This is a genomic window from Oleispirillum naphthae (genome assembly GCA_027864655.1).
GTDB lineage: Bacteria > Pseudomonadota > Alphaproteobacteria > Rhodospirillales > Rhodospirillaceae > Oleispirillum > Oleispirillum naphthae.
The window spans coordinates 115670-129875 of the sequence record JAQAZG010000012.1; the positions used below are offsets into that span (position 1 = coordinate 115670).

Annotated in this window: 11 protein-coding genes; 2 read left to right on the forward strand and 9 right to left on the reverse strand. The window is 67.7% G+C overall.

Features of this window, described 5'->3' with window-relative positions; translation table 11 throughout:
* Positions 1 to 106: 106 nt before the first annotated feature.
* The 3 genes from O7R11_RS13055 to O7R11_RS13065 all read right to left on the reverse strand — a co-directional run bounded on the left by O7R11_RS13055 (position 107) and on the right by O7R11_RS13065 (position 4340).
* Positions 107 to 970 carry a hypothetical protein gene (locus O7R11_RS13055; protein ID WP_337997970.1) on the reverse strand — a complete coding sequence of 288 codons (864 nt, stop codon included), beginning with the start codon at positions 968 to 970 and terminating at the stop codon, positions 107 to 109.
* A 104-nt stretch (positions 971 to 1074) separates the two neighbouring features.
* On the reverse strand, positions 1075 to 3489 hold the full coding sequence (locus O7R11_RS13060; protein ID WP_337997971.1) for a glycoside hydrolase family 65 protein: 2415 nt from the start codon (positions 3487 to 3489) through the stop codon (positions 1075 to 1077).
* Positions 3490 to 3590: 101 nt separating this feature from the next.
* Positions 3591 to 4340, reverse strand: coding sequence for a transglycosylase SLT domain-containing protein (locus O7R11_RS13065; RefSeq protein WP_337997972.1), 750 nt, complete (start codon positions 4338 to 4340; stop codon positions 3591 to 3593).
* A gap of 177 nt (positions 4341 to 4517) precedes the next feature.
* On the opposite strand from O7R11_RS13065, the gene O7R11_RS13070 reads away from it, so the two are divergent.
* Positions 4518 to 6293 carry an ABC transporter ATP-binding protein/permease gene (locus O7R11_RS13070; protein WP_337997973.1) on the forward strand — a complete coding sequence of 592 codons (1776 nt, stop codon included), beginning with the start codon at positions 4518 to 4520 and terminating at the stop codon, positions 6291 to 6293.
* A gap of 176 nt (positions 6294 to 6469) precedes the next feature.
* Here O7R11_RS13070 and O7R11_RS13075 read toward each other — a convergent pair whose 3' ends face one another.
* From O7R11_RS13075 to O7R11_RS13090, 4 genes are all read right to left on the reverse strand, one after another.
* Positions 6470 to 7807, reverse strand: coding sequence for a GH1 family beta-glucosidase (locus O7R11_RS13075; protein WP_337997974.1), 1338 nt, complete (start codon positions 7805 to 7807; stop codon positions 6470 to 6472).
* A 169-nt stretch (positions 7808 to 7976) separates the two neighbouring features.
* Positions 7977 to 9188, reverse strand: coding sequence for a 5-aminolevulinate synthase (gene hemA, locus O7R11_RS13080; protein WP_337997975.1), 1212 nt, complete (start codon positions 9186 to 9188; stop codon positions 7977 to 7979).
* Positions 9189 to 9495: 307 nt separating this feature from the next.
* A complete protein-coding gene (locus O7R11_RS13085; protein ID WP_337997976.1) occupies positions 9496 to 9930 on the reverse strand; it encodes a cold-shock protein in 435 nt (144 codons plus the stop codon).
* Between the two features lie 307 nt (positions 9931 to 10237).
* A complete protein-coding gene (locus O7R11_RS13090; protein ID WP_337997977.1) occupies positions 10238 to 11794 on the reverse strand; it encodes a CYTH and CHAD domain-containing protein in 1557 nt (518 codons plus the stop codon).
* 210 nt (positions 11795 to 12004) lie between these two features.
* Here O7R11_RS13090 and O7R11_RS13095 point away from each other — a divergent pair, with 210 nt between their 5' ends.
* Positions 12005 to 13387, forward strand: coding sequence for an SPOR domain-containing protein (locus O7R11_RS13095; protein WP_337997978.1), 1383 nt, complete (start codon positions 12005 to 12007; stop codon positions 13385 to 13387).
* A gap of 6 nt (positions 13388 to 13393) precedes the next feature.
* Here O7R11_RS13095 and O7R11_RS13100 read toward each other — a convergent pair whose 3' ends face one another.
* Positions 13394 to 13903, reverse strand: coding sequence for a hypothetical protein (locus O7R11_RS13100; RefSeq protein WP_337997979.1), 510 nt, complete (start codon positions 13901 to 13903; stop codon positions 13394 to 13396).
* 34 nt (positions 13904 to 13937) lie between these two features.
* A partial coding sequence (locus tag O7R11_RS13105) for a hypothetical protein (RefSeq protein ID WP_337997980.1) occupies positions 13938 to 14206 on the reverse strand: 269 nt, incomplete at its 5' end.

Sequence of the window (14206 nt, forward strand, 5' to 3'; positions counted from 1 at the left end):
GCGCGCAACCGTCACGCCACGTGATGGTTCCATGGCGCTGCGCGCAAAAACCAAAAGTCATGGGGGGTATGGGGGTGCCGAGTCCCCGGAAAGTTTTGGTTTTTCGTCAGCCCCGCGCGGCGACCGGCAAATAGGCGGGCGGGGCGGGGCGATAGCGCACCGCGTGGCTTTCGTGGAAGGCCTTGACCAGGGAGCCGAGCTGGAGGTTGCGGGTTTGCATCGCCTCCACGAGGTCGAGCGACATCGCCGCGGCCGCCTCCGCCTGCGCCGCTCCGGCGAGCGACTTCGCCACGCGCTCCGCCACCGCATAGAGGTTCTGGATTTCGAACAGGTCGGCGGCCATGAACGCCACCGCGGATAAGCGGATGCGCTTCTTCGGCGGATTCTGCACGTGGAAGGAATAGGCCGCATCCTTGCCGCGGCGGCGTTCGATCACCGCGCAGCGTACGCCGTCGGAATTCTCGTTCATCACGATCGCCGCCTGGCTGTCGTGGCGCAGCCGCACCTGGCGCACGTCGATGAGCCGCGGCGCCAGCCGCTTCAGCAGCATTTCGGTGACGTCGGCGCCCTTCGCCTCTTCCTCCACCAGGTCGATCGCCTGGGCGTTCTCGTACGAGGAGAACAGCTTGATGCCGTTGGCGTAGAGGGAGAACCAGCTTTCCGGCATGTAGGCGCGGTCGTAGTCGGAGAGCGCGTCCCCGCTCAGCCGCCCCCAGCCGAGCAGTTGGAAGGCGGCGGGATCGGCCTTGAAGGAATCGAGGATCATCCCGGAGAGGCGCAGGGTGGAGGGGACGTTCTGGCCGCGCACCACGATGCGTTCGGTCTGTTCTCCGGCGCGCAGGGCGAAGGTGACGCGGTTGGCGCGGATGGCGAGCTTGGCATAGGGTTCGAGGTCCGGCCCCGGGTGCGCGCCGTCGAAGAACAGGGTCTTCTCGCGGTAGAGCGTGAGCGAGCCGATATCCAGAGCCATGATGCCCGTTCAGGTGAATGATACGGTTCCCCCCGCCGCGCGATACGCGCGAGGCGGGGGGAGTATAGACAAATATTCGCGCATGAATAAGCGCAAACGTTTTGTCACAATTTGAAGATCAGCGTCGATCCGGGCGCGAGCTTGCGGCATTCGCCGCGCACGCAGATGGTCACCGGCTCCGACCAGGAGGAATCGGCGTTGACGCAGATGCGTTCCTCGTTCATGTCGAGGGACAGCCAGTTGCCGTGGAAGCGCAGCTTGCACTTCAACTGCTTGATCTTGTCCTGGAACACCGGGTCGAGGTTGAGGATGCCGTCGCTGATCCGCGCGCCGGTGAAGCCGCGCTGGAACATGTCGGCGGTGCCCGACATCATGCCGAGGTGGATGCCTTCCCGCGTCGTGCCGCCGAGGATGTCGGTCAGGTCGGCGCGCAGCGCGGTCTGCATCAGTTCCCAGGCGCGCGGGTCGTTGTTGCGCACCAGAATCCAGGTGTGCACCAGCGGGCTGAGGGTGGTGCCGTGGCTGGTGCGCGCCATGTAGTAGTCCAGCGTGCGGCGGTAGTGTTCCTCGGTGAAGTCGTAGCCGAGGCGGAAAAGCAGCGCCGACAGCTCGGACTCGCTGAACAGGTAGTAGAGCATCAAGACGTCGGCCTGGCGGCAGACCTTGTAGTGGTTGACGTCGTCGCCTTCGGCTTCGAGGATGCGGTCGATGCGGTAGATGTCGCCGTGCTTGGCGCGGTAGGCGTCGAGGTCCAGTTCCTTCAGGGTGTCGAAGCCCTCGAACTGGCTGATCACGCCGCCCTCCTGGAAGGGCACCGCCATTTTCAGGCTCATGTCGGTCCAGGTTTCGATCTCGTCCTTCTGGATGTCGAGCTTGCCCATCAGCTCGCGCAGGTAGATGTCGTCGATGATGTCGAGCACGGTGAGCACCGTGTCCATCAGCCAGGCGACCATCACGTTGGTGTAGGCGTTGTCCTTCACCCCGGTGTGCGGCGCATCCTCCGGGAAGCCGTGGTGGAACATGTCCGGCCCCAGCACGCCTTCGATGTGGTAGCGGTCCTCCGCCTCGTCATAGGTGGCGAGCGAGGCGAAGAAGCGCGCGATCAGGACGATGATCTCCGCGCCGCGCAGGCCCATCCAGCGGCGGTCGCCGGAGGCCATGAAATAGTGCCAGACGTTCCACGCCACGGTGAGGTTGACGTGGCGCTGCCGCCGCGAGTTGTCGGGGGTCCATTGGCCGGTCGCCGGGTTGTAGTGCTCGGGCTTGGATTCCTCGCGTCCGTCGCTGCCGCTCTGCCAGGGGAACATCGCGCCGCGGTAGCCTTCGAGTTGCGCGTTGAGGCGCGCCCGGCCGAGGCGGAGGTAGCGGTATTCCAGCAGCGCGCGGGAAACGATGGGGATGCGGAAGGTGAGGAAGGGGAGGATGAACACCTCGTCCCAGAAGATGTGGCCGCGGTAGGACTCGCCGGTCCAGCCGCGCGACGGCACGCCGACGTCGAGGTCGAGCGTGTGGTTGGAGGCGGTCTGCAGCAGGTGGAAGATGTGCAGGCGGAGAATCCTCTGCTCCTCGTGCAGCGAGGGGTGCAGCACGATGTCGCAGCGTTCCCAATAGTTGTTCCAGGCGCGGAAGTGGGTCTGCAACAGCGGCGTGATGTCGCGGCAGCGGTCCAGCGCCTCGCGGGCGGCGAGGCCCGCCTCGGAGATCGCCTTGTCGCGCGAGGTGTAGATGGTGCAGATCTTCTCCACGCGGATCGGTTCGCCGCGGTGGACCTCCACCGGGATCAGCGCCTCCACGTAGCCCGTTTCGGCATTGACGGTGACCGCCGCATCTTCTTCCCACACGCCGTTGCGGAAGATCCGGGTGCGCGCCGCCATGCCGGCGCGCAGGCGGCTTTGCGACGAGCGGGTGATCAGGCAGATCATCTTGTCCGGGCTCAGAATGCCGGAGAACTCGCCGCTCCAGATGTATTCCAGATGCCGGGAGGCGAGGTGGCCGTAGCGCGGCACGCATTTGTTTTCCACCTGGCCGTCGAGCGCGGAGCGGAACTCCACGGTGCCGGACCAGTTGTGCGCCACCAGGGTGAGCTCCTGCGCCGCGTGGTGCGGCCAGCCCATGTGGACGAAGCGCCGCGCCGTCAGCGTGGTTTCGCGGTTCTTGTCGTGGCGGAAGCGGACGGCGTGCCTGAGCATGCCCTCGCGCATGTCGAGCGTCTGCTCGAAGGAGAGAATCTCGACCTTGTCGAGATCGAACCACTCGCCGCCGTCGATGCGGAAGGTGAGGGACAGCCAGTTGGGGAAGTTGACCAGGTCTTCGGTTTCGACCTCGTGGTCGCCGACCTGGGAAATCAGGCGGTTGTAGCCGCCTGCGACATAGGTTGCCGGATAGTGGGTATCGTCGGCCTTCACCCAAGGAAAGGCGCCGCGGGTGCAAAAATAGCCGTTGCCCGTCGCGCACAGCGCCTCGCGCAGGCCTTGTTCTTTGGGATCGTAATGATCGTAGACAAGGCTCCATTCGCTCATGATCGTCTCCCGTGCATCGTCGTCGCGCGGGGATCAGACTACAGCGTTTCTACGGGAAGTTTCCAGAGTCGCGGGATGCTTTTTGCCAAAAAAAGATCGCATCAGCCGTCGCGCTGTGCGGCACGGCGGGCGAGATACTCCTCCAGCTTCTTCTGCCGCCATGCCGCGGCCTCGGCGCGGGCCTCGGCGCGCTGCCGCTCCACCGCCGAATTGTCCGCGACTCGCACCGGCCCGGCTTCGGCGCGGGCGGCGCGCGGCGGCGACGCGAAGGCGCGCCCGGAGGCGGCTTCGGCGAGGAAGTCGCGGTGGTTGGCGGCGACGCGGCGCTCGTAGGCGCGTCCCCGCTCCGCATCGGCGGAGTGGTAGTGGCGCACCGCCTCGGACCAGCCGTTCTGCGCGCCGCGCAGGTCCTTGAGGAAGCGCGCGGCATAGCGCACGTTGGCCTCCGGCTCGAAGGCCTCGGCGAGGGAGGAGAAGGCGTCCGGGTGATACTTCAGGTTGATCTGCATGCAGCCGACGTCGATGTTCTCCACCCCGGCGCGCTGCAGGCGCTTCACCTCGGCGATGGCGGCCGCCTTGGTGGGAAAATACTGCCCCTCGCCACCGGAAGTGACGGTCCACGGCCAGGCAACTTTTGCCTTGGTGGCGGGGTCGGTGCGGCCGCTCTCGGTGATCGCGATGCTGCTCAGAAGGTTGGCGGGCAGGCCCTCGGCGCGGTTGACCCGCTGCGCCGTCTCGATGCAGGTTCCGGACCAGCCGTGTGCCGACAACGCATTGAACACGCACAGCAAAGCCGCCAGCCCGAAGGCCCGGAGAAGGAAGGGTGCGGTGCGGTTTTCCGAATGCGCCATCTCGGCTTTCCGTGGTTTTCGTGGCGGTCCGCGCGCGGCGTGCGCCGGGTGCGGTCCGCCCCCGGTCTCGCAAGCCGGATGCCAAACGCCGCGGCCTCCGGATTCCTCTGGCGTTCGGGGCTGCCGCCCTGTTAAATCGGGATCGGCGCGGGAGGCCGCGGCATACCGGGGAAGATCGTGGGCAGCGACACCGTAGACACTTCGACAGACGCCGCGGAGGCGCGGCAGCCGTCGTTCCTGCGCCGCTTCGCCGATCTCGCGATGCCGTTCTGGTCGTCGGAGGACGGCTGGCGCCACGTCGGCCTGGGACTCGCCCTGGTGGCGCTCACCGTCGTCCAGGTGAGCATTCCCATCGCGCTGAACATCTGGAACGAGAAGCTCTTCGACGCGCTGGAACAGCGCGCCATGCACAGAGTCGAGGTGCTGATCGGCGTGCTCGGCCTGATCATCCTCGGCAGCGTGGTGGTCACCACCACGCATTTGCGGGTGAAGCGGCGCATCCAGGTGGCGTGGCGGCAGTGGCTGACCTACCGGGTGTTCCGCGACTGGATGTCGGGCGGGCGGCAATACCTCATCAACTTCGTGCCCGGCGAACACGACAACCCCGACGGCCGCATCGCCGAGGACATCCGCATCACCACCGAATCCGCCATCGACCTGGCGCACTCGCTGTTCTATTCGCTGCTGCTGCTGATCAGCTTCACGCAGATCCTCTGGACCCTTTCCGGCGCGGCGCTCACCACCTTCGGCGGGCTGGAAATTCCGCTGCCCGGCCATCTGGTGTGGATCGCCGTCGCCTACTCGGCTTTGGGCGCGGTGGTCGCCTGGGCGCTCGGCCAGCCCCTGATCCGCGCCGCGGACCGCCGCCAGACCGACGAGGCGAACTTCCGCTTCGGCCTGGTCCACGCCCGCGAGAACGCCATGGCGATCGCGCTGCTGCATGGCGAAACCGGGGAACGCCGCCACTTCCGCAGGCTGTTCCGCCGCGTCGTGCAGGCCTGGGACGGCCAGACCTGGGCGCTCATCAAGCTGATGTACTTCTCCTCCAGCTGGTCGGTGCTCTCCATGGCGTTCCCCTTCGTCGTCGCGGCGCCGCGCTACATCACCGGGGCGATCACGCTGGGCGTGCTGATGCAGACGGCGCAGGCCTTCGGCCAGATGACCGCGGCGCTCTCCTGGCCGATCGACAATCTCTCCGGCGTCGCGGAATGGCGCGCCTCGGTGGAGCGCGTGCTGCGCCTGGTGGACGGCATCGGCCTGGTGTCGCGGCGGATCACCGCGGGCGGCCACGACGGCATCCGCATCACCCAGTCCACGGAGCCGGAACTGGTGTTCTCCGACGTCGAGATCGCCGACGCGGCGGGCGCAACGCAGATCGCCCGCTTCTCCAGCGCCGTCAAAGTGGGGGAGCGGGTGCTGGTGACCGGCGACCCCGGCGCGGCGGTGAAGCTGTTCAAGGTGGCGGCGCGGCTGTGGCCGTGGGGCCGGGGGCGGGTGCTGCTGCCCGCCGGGGGCTCGATCTTCTTCATGCCGCGCCGTCCCTACCTGCCGATCGGGCCGCTGCGCAACGCCATCGTCTTCCCCGAGGTGCCGAATGCGGACCACGACGCCGCCCTGCGCAACGCGCTGATCCGCGTCGGCCTGCACGACTTCGCCAACCGCCTCGACGACGTGGAGAACTGGGAACAGAACCTCGCCGTCGGCGAACAGCAGCGCCTCGGCTTCGCCCGCCTGCTGCTGCACCGCCCGGACTGGATCTTCATCGAAGAGGCGACCAACGGCCTCGACCGCGATGCGGAACGCCAGATGATGGAACTCGCCGTCGCCGAATACCCCAAGGCCGCGATCATCACCATCAGCCACCGCTCCAGCATGCAGGCCTTCCACGCCCGCCGCCTCACCATGGTGCGGGTCAACGGCTTCGCCGTGGTCGAGGACTGCCTGCTGCCGTAAGGGAAAGCCAGGCCAGGGGCGCTGCAAGGGGACTCGGCCCCCTTGACCCCCTAAGTTTTCCGCGCGAAGCGCCGTAAATCTGCGGTGGTTGCCACGAGGGTCATGATTGCCGCGGCGCGGCGAAAAAAGTTAGGGGGAGCGCGAGGGGACCGAGTCCCCTCGCAACGCTTTGGTTTTTACTTCGCCTTCGCCGCGGTGATGAAGCTGCGGTACCAGGCGTAGCTGTCCTTGGGCGTGCGCTTTTGCGTGGCGTAGTCCACATGGACGAGGCCGAAGCGCGGGCCGTAGCCGCTGCCCCATTCGAAGTTGTCGAGGAGAGACCAGACGAAGTAGCCGCGCACGTCCGCCCCTTTCTCCATCGCCTCGCGCATCTTGGCGGTATAGAGCTCCAGGTATTTCACCCGGTGCGCGTCGTGCACCTTGCCCGATGCGTCCGGCGCGTCGAGGTGGCCGCCGCAGCCGTTCTCGGTGACGACGACGGGCAGCTTGTAGGTCTTGCACAGGTCGATCAGCTCGTCGCGGAAGGCATCCGGCCACACCGCCCAGCCGATCTCGGATTTCGGCGCGTCGTCGGGTGGGCTGCCCCAGGCGAAGCCCCAGGTGGAGTCCGGCTCTTCCTTGGCGAAGATCGGGCCGTAGTGGTTGAGGCCGAAGAAGTCGATGGGGCGGCAGATCTGCGCCATGTCGCCGCCCTGCACGTAGGGCTCGATCGCCTCGCCCAGGATCGGCGGGTAGCAGCCGAGGAGCTGCGGGTCGGGGAAGGCGAGGTTCCAGTGCTCGTGCAGCAGCGCGGCGGCGGCGCGGTCGGCGTCGGTGTCCTTTTCCGGCCAGACCGCCTGGCGGTTGTGCACCGCGCCGATGGCGGCGCCGGGCACCAGGGAACGGATGACGTCCACGCCCATGCCGTGCGCGCGGTTGACGTTGTGGATCACCTTGAGGTGGGTGTCGCGGTCGGTGATCCCCGGGGCGCTCCAGTCGATCGCGTAGCCGAACAGGGTGAACACCGCGAACTCGTTGAAGGTGATCCATTTCTTCACGCGGTCGCCGTAGCGCCTGGCGGCGAGCGCGGCGTAGTCGGCGAACCAGCCCGCGCTGTCGCGCACCGCCCAGCCGCCGATGTCGTGCAGCGCCTGCGGCAGGTCCCAGTGATAGAGGCAGAGCCACGGCTCGATGCCCGCTTCCAGCAGCGCGTCGATCAGCCGGTCGTAGAAGGCGAGGCCCTTTTCGTTGGGCGCGCCCTTGCCGCGCGGCAACACGCGCGGCCACGCCACCGAGAAGCGGTAGGCATCCAGCCCCAGGCCGGCCATCAGGGCGATGTCTTCCGGGTAGCGGTGGTAGTGGTCGCAGGCGACGTCGCCGGTGTCGCCGCCGCCGATCTTGCCCGCGATGCGGCAGCGGGTGTCCCAGATCGAGGGTTTGCGCCCGTCCTCGTCGTGCGCGCCCTCGATCTGATAGCTGGAAGTGGAGACGCCCCAGGTGAAATCCTTGCGCCATCCGGCGGCGGTTGCGGTCATGCCGTTCCTCCCTTGATGCTGCCGATAATTGACTGTAATCGTTAGGCTTATCCAACGCAAGAGAGAGCGGGGGCGCGGCCTGCCGGGCCGCACCGCCGATACCGGGAAACATAACGCCGCGCTGGGCGCGCGGCGTCATCCGGGGCTGGAGGAGGACTGGCGGCCTTGGTCAGGCCGACATCTTCAGGTTGAGCTTCGCCCACACCGCCTGCAACGCGGCGACCAGGGCGTCCATCTGCGCGTCGGTGTGCAGCGGCGTCGGGGTGATGCGCAGGCGCTCGCTGCCGCGCGGCACGGTGGGATAGTTGATCGGCTGGATGTAGATGCCGTGTTCTTCGAGCAGGAGGTCGCTCGCGCGCTTGCAGCGCGACGCCTCGCCGACGAGCACCGGCACGATGTGGCTGTCGGTGACGATCACCGGCAGGTCCGCGGCGCGCAGCTTCTGCCGCAGGGTTTCGGCGCGCTCCTGGTGGCGCTCGCGGATCTCGTTGTGTTCCTTGAGGTGCCGGATGCTGGCGCGGGCCCCGGCGGCCACTGCGGGCGGCATCGCGGAGGAGAAGATGAAGCCCTGGCCGAACGAGCGGATGAAGTCGATCGCCGCCTTCGTCCCGGCGACATAGCCGCCGTGCACGCCGATCGCCTTGGCGAGAGTGCCCTGGATGAAGGTGATGCGCGCCGACTGGCCGTCGCGCTCGGAGACGCCGCCGCCGTGGCGGCCGTACATGCCGACCGCGTGCACCTCGTCGAGGAAGGTCATGGCGTTGTACTTCTCCGCCACGTCGCAGATCTTCTCGATCGGGGAGATGTCGCCGTCCATCGAATAGACGGATTCGAAGGCGACCAGCTTCGGCGCGTTGGCCGGCGCGGCGGCGAGCAGCTCTTCCAGGTGGGCCACGTCGTTGTGGCGGAAGACCTGGCGCGGCGCGCGCGAGTGGCGGATGCCCTCGATCATCGAGTTGTGGTTCTGGGAATCCGAGAAGATGATGCAGCCGGGCAGAACCGCGCCGAGGGTCATCAGGGTGGTCATGTTGGCGGTGTAGCCGCTGGTGAACAGAAGCGCCGCCTCGGTGCCGTGCAGGCTCGCCAGTTCCTGCTCCAGCAGCACGTGGTAGCGGTTGTTGCCGGAGATGTTGCGGGTGCCGCCCGCGCCCGCGCCGCAGGCGTCGATCGCCTCGTGCATCGCGGCGATCACCACCGGGTGCTGGCCCATGCCGAGGTAGTCGTTGCTGCACCAGACCACGATGTCGTTGGTGCCTTGCGGCGTGTAGTGGGTCGCCTCGGGGAAGTGCGAAACGTGGCGCATGATCTCGGTGAAGACGCGGTACCGTCCCTCCGCCTTCAGGCCGGAAATCTTATCCTCGAAGAACTGTGCGTAGTTCATTTGTCGCATCTTCCTCCGGCGGCGGTGCGTGCGGCACGGCCATTGCCCCAGGCGGCGAGGGGCGGATATCGATGAACGGTCGTCCCGTCCGGGTGGACGGGGTATAGCTCATAACCTGGGACCGGGGCTAGTGTAAATCCACACCCCCGATGCGGAAAAAACCGCACTTTTCCGCGGAAGGCCACCCTCGGCGGCGCACCGCGGGAGATGCGCCGCCGAGCGGGTGGAACGGCGATCGGGCAACAGCGAAACTATACAGGCTTTCCCCGAGGGAGGGAAAGCCCTTGCAGCGCCGGGAAGCGGCGCTTCAGAGCGGGATGACGTCCACCGCCTGCAGGCCCTTCGGCCCCTGCGCCATGACCAGGCGCACGCGCTGTCCCTGTTGCAGCTCGTTCACGCCGTGCTGCTGCAGCGTGCGCGCATGGACGAACACGTCCGGCCCGCCGCTGTCGGGAACCACGAAGCCGAAACCCTTGGAAGTGTTGAAGAACTTCACGGTTCCCTCGGCCTCGCTGCCCTGCGCGTCGGCCTCGGCGTTCTTTACCGCGGAAACCGCCTTGACCTGAAGGCCGCGCGGACCGTCGCCGATTTCGCATTCGACGACCGCGCCCTGCGGCAGATTGCGGAACCCCAGGGGTTCGATCGTCGAAATGTGCAGGAACGCATCGGGAGAGCCGTCGCTCAACGTCACGAACCCGAACCCCTTGGTCGGGTTGAACCATTTCACCGTCGCCGTAACCATAACCTCTAGCCCCACTGCCTAAACCGCCGCCACGACCGGTTCCATCCGGGCCCTTGCCGCCTAGCGCATCGCTCCCACGGCGAAGTCGTGCCCCACCTCGGCGTTTTGATCCGGTGGAATTCTTTTTTTCCCAGTCATGCCACCCTAAGCTACGAAGTATGCCTCCAACACCTTGCAACGAGAAAGAAATTTTGATGTTTCCAACGAAAATACCGCCAAAAAAACGACTTTTGGCGCACTCGCGTGGGTAATCATCGGCAATTTTTACCATTACGCAGTGAAACGATCGGCGAATCGAATGGGAGAATCAGCGCCGCCGGAACAGCGGCGCGGCGTCCAGCGCGCGGCAGACCTCCGCTGCCTCCTCCAGGCCGAAGCGCAGCCGCCGCAGGTGCCAGCCCATGGCATAGCCCGCCGCGGTGGCGGTGGCGGCGTCCTCGCCCGCGGTTTCGGCGATGAGCTGCGGCAGGTTGGCGATGTCGTTGAGGCTGCCGAGAATGTCCTGCAATGCCGAGAGGTTGCGCAGGTAGAGGCGCATCGGCTTGTCCGGATAGAGGGACTGGAAGAATTCGGAGGCGTAGCGCAGTTTCTTGGCGGCGATGCGCAGGGCGTGGCGCTGCGGCGCGGACTGCGCGCAGAGGCGCTTGGCGCGGCGCTTCACCGCATGGTGGCGGCGGCCGAGCACGGCGTCGGCGAAGGAGGCGAGCGCCTCGCCGCGCTCCTCCTGCGCGGCGAGGACGAGGCGGCGGCCGAGGCGCAGCAGCAGCAGCGCGGTTTCCGGCGCGGCGATGCGGCCGCGCGCCGCGGCGAGAAGCTCGGCGCGGCGGGTTTCCAGCAGCGGCAGCAGGCGGCGCAGGGTGAGGGCGACCTCTTCCGGGGTCTCCGGCGCGGCGTTGATCGGCGCCAGGCCCTCGCCGATCAGCACGTCGAGGTCGCGCACGCGGCCGAGAACCAGCGCGAGATCGCGGAATCCGGCGTGGAACTCGGCCAGTTCCGCCTCGGGCAGAAGATCGGCGAACAGCGCCAGGGCGGCGCGCATGCGGCGGCAGGCGATGCGCATCTGGTGCACCGCCTCGGTCGCGCCGCAGGCCTCGAGGCTCGGCTGGTTGGTGAGGAAGTGCGCCATGGTCTCGCTGAGGATCTGCGCCATGGCGCGGGGCAGGGGGGTATCCGCCGGCATCGACGGCAGAGAGGCGCGGCGCGGCTGCGGCCCGCCGCCGTGGGAGAGGGTGTAACCGCGCTCCGCCTTGCTCTGCCAGCCGAGGACGAGGGGCAGGGCGCGCGCCAGGTCGAGCGCCAGGTCGAAGACGTGCTCCGCCGGGCCGCCCTTCCATTCCAGCTCGATCTCGACGAGCGGCGTCTCGGCCACGGCCGTGCCCTCCTCGTCGAAGGCGCGGATGATGCCGATGTCCACCGCCAGTTCCACCGAGAACACGCCGTTGGACAGCAGGGCGTCGGTGCGCTCCATGTCGCTTTCGAAGAGGCGGCGCAGGGACTTGCGGTGCGGCGCGAGAATTTCCGCCGCCTCGCCGTCCCAGGCCGCGAGATCGGGCGCATCGGAGGAAAGCGGCGCTTGCCATTCCTGGCGGTGGAACAGGCCGCCCTCGACATGGCCCGCGGTCTTGAGGTGCTGCTCGTGCTTTTCGCCGCAGGAGCGCACGCGCAGCGCGCAGCCGTATTGCATCAGGGCGTCGTCGGGGGTGTCGTAATAGGCGGTGCGGATGCGCCGCACCCGCGGCGTGCCGGAAAACAGCGCCTTGACCGCGGGTTGCCGCCAGACGCGCCGGGCCGTCCGCGCATCGGTCAGGAGTTTCAGCTCGACTTCGTTTTGCGGCGCTTCGTCGTCCGCACCGGGTTCGGCCATGGCACCCCTCGATCCAGGGCGGATTGCGGCGGTTTCGCCGCACCCCCGCGGATGATAGGCCAACGACGCCGCGCCTCCAACCCCGGAATCGCGCTTTTTTGTGACAGATTGCTTTCAAAATCAGTATATTGACCGGAATGAGGATTGCTTCGGGGCAGGGGAACGGTCACACTGCCCCGGTCTGGGTGTGGATGTGGAGTCTTCGCAGGCATGAACGGACGTTTTCACCGCAAGGGAAGCCCCGGCCGCCGCGCCGGGCGCATGGTCGTGATTTCGGGACTCGCCGCCGTCCTGCTGGCCGCCTGCGGCCCGCAGAGCAACCCGCAGACCTTCCTCGACAGCCTCGGGCCGAACCCCGAAACCATGGCCGACCAGGCGTTCGCGGCGCTCGCCCGCGGCGACTTCGGCACGGCGGAACAGGACGTGGAGGCCGCGCTGAAGCGCGATCCGCGCAACCCCTATGCCCTGCTCGCCGGCGGCATCCTCTACCAGAACACCAACCGCCCGGTGCGCGCCCGCGCGATGTACGAGGAACTGCTCTCCCTGCGCCCCAACAAGATGGCCGCGGTGGGCGGCTGGGACCGCATGCAGGTTCAGCCGATCGCCGAGATCGCCGCCGCCAACATGCGCCGCGTGGATGGGGAACTGGCCCGCACCGGCGCCTGGCAGGCCGCGTCTCCCTATGCCGCCGCGCCCGCCGCCGCATCCGGCCTCGCGCCGGTGGCGTCGCCGCGCGCCATGGAACCCGCCGCCGTGCCCCGGGGCGCGGTGCAGACGATGCCGTTTTCCGGCGATGCGGCGCGGCCGGTGCAGGGGCTGGACGCCCGCACCCGCGCCGTCGCCGACCGCTTTCTGGTGCTGCGCAAACTGCGCGACGAAGAACTGGTCACCCCGGCGGAATACCAAGCGCGCCGCGCCGCCAACATCGGCGCGCTGCTGCCTCTCACCGAATCTCCGCCCGCCAAGGGTCTGGAGCGTCCGGTTCCGGCCCTGGACCAGGTGGTGGAACGCCTGAAGTCCTTGCAGCAGGCGTTGCAGACCCGGGCGATCACGCCGCGCGAGCACGCCATGGAGCGCGAACTGATCCTCGACGCGCTGCTGCCTGCCAAGCCGGCCGCCCTGGCCGCGCCGGAGGCCGCGCCGCGCGATCTCATCGCCTCGGCCGACCGGGTGCGCCAGTTGGAGCACCTGCGCACCATGGGGCTGATCACCGAAGCCGAACAGAAGGCCGAGCAGAAGGCGGTGGAGGGGGCGATGCGCGCCCCCGCCGATGCAGCTCCCGCCGAGGGGGCTGCGGGTCCGCGCATGCTGATTCCCGGCGGGGCCTCCGCCGCGCCGCTGCCTGGGCAGGTCTCGGTGCATCTCGCCTCGTACCGCAGCATGGCGCAGGCGCAGGCGGGCTGGACCGACGTCCGCCAGAAGTTCCGCCCCCAATTGGCGACCCTCGCGCCCGACATCCGCAAGGCCACGGTGAAGGGGAAGGGGGATTTCTACCGCCTCTACGCCGGGCCGATTTCCTCCCGCGCCGAGGCGGACAAGGTCTGCCGCGCCCTGCGCGCCAAGCGGCAGTTCTGCTCCGTCAGCGCGGAGTGACGCGCCTCAGCGCAGCGGCGAACGGCTGACCCCGCCCGAAGGCGCTCCGCCATAGGAGGAGGAGCCGCCGGTGCCGGTATTGGGCGACACGGTGACGGAAACGCTGGCGCCGTAGAACCGGCTCTTCTGGATCTCGATGGTGGAGACGCGGCTGCCGCGTTGATAGCTCATGATGCTGCGCTCGCCGCGGATGACGGTGAGTTCGGTCCAGCCGAACTTCGGCATCTCCGCCTTGTAGAGGTCGAACACCTGGGCCGGGTCGGTGCTGGTGGAATAGACCAGGCGGCCGGTCCACGCCTCGGAGGCTCCGAGCAGCAGGCTGCGGTCCATGTCCATGGAGGCGCCGCTCGGCACCGGGATGTCGCTGAACTGCGCGAAGCTTGCTACCGGCGGGACGGTGGCGCCGCTCTCGCTCTTCGGCGATGCGGCCAGATCCTGCCCGGAACACCCCATCAGTCCGAAGCCGAGCAGCAGTCCGGCGCCCAGCATGATGATGCGCAGGAAGGCTGTGTCCATCGTCTTTGTCCTCTGTATGGCCGACCCCATGTCTTCATAACACCTTGCCGGGGATGACGAAACCGCTTTGTCCGGAAGGCCCGCGGCGCGCCGCGGCGGGCGGTGGAAATTTTTTCACACCGCCTTCAAAAAAGTGTTTGACGGGTTGTGGTGTAGGGCTTAGAAGGTGGCCTCCCGACGCGAGGCGGAGTTGACCGGCAGGTTGGCTGGCGTTTTGAGTTGGGGAATTCCCGGGCGGTTTGGCTTGGGATTTATGTTCTTTGACATTGTGGATCGGAAGGAAGAAGGGATACGCGGGCGGCG